Below are 745 nucleotides of genomic sequence, written 5' to 3'. Positions count from 1 at the left end.
TTCTTCTAGCCAACTTGCGTTTTGTGGTTGAGTTCTAGTTTAGTTCGTTGTCCATTTGGCTTTGGTGTTTTATGCCATTGTTTTCGTGCTATATTTCAACATCTTGGTGTGTTTCAAGAGCTTCAAGGGCAGAGTACTAACAAACAATTCAAGCGTGATTCAGCACGCGTGGCATTTTTGGTATGCGGTGGTTTTTGTGTTGAAGTACCATGCGGAAGCTTGGGCATTGCGTGCTTCACACCTTAATTGGGCGTTATGTTTAGTCACGTAAAATCAGTTGGTTGCATCTTTTCTTTGCTTTCTCAGCTTTCTAATTTTGGTCTTGTCGGCAAGTTGAGTTTAGCGGTCGCTGTTTTCTGGACTCCAATTCGTGGGCGCTAAAAATTCAGAGAGTTGCCTCATTGAATTCCAGAGTGTAGGCGAGGTGAGTGAAGTGATTTTGATTTCAAAGTTAGAGCCCCATCTTTTCGATTTCTCACGTTAAAACTCAAAGTCGGCACAATCAAAATTATGATTTAATTCAGCTTTTTAGCGTCTGGTTTTGGTTTGCAAAGGTAAGTCGAGTAAGCTATTGGTATCGCAAACTTAACCCTTTGAGCCTTAAACATAACAAGGCGTTTAAGCGGGATTCATGCCGCGTGGCGTTTTTGTTTTGCAGCGAGTTTTGGTGGTGAAAGTGGTCTGCGGAAGCTTGGTTTATGCGGCATTCACCCCTTAACGCAGCGTTATAAGCAATTTTAGGAAA

1 protein-coding gene is annotated in these 745 nt (G+C 42.1%); it reads left to right on the top strand.

Translation table 11 applies throughout. The features are described 5' to 3' along the window. The first annotated feature begins 108 nt into the window (after positions 1–108). Positions 109–246, top strand: coding sequence for a DUF3265 domain-containing protein (locus tag CIK04_RS31920; protein ID WP_128824565.1), 138 nt, complete (start codon positions 109–111; stop codon positions 244–246). Positions 247–745: the final 499 nt, after the last annotated feature.

This window comes from Vibrio sp. 03_296, from assembly GCF_002265885.1.
Note: the sequence above shows the minus strand (reverse complement) of the source record. Positions and strands in the feature narration are given on the sequence as shown.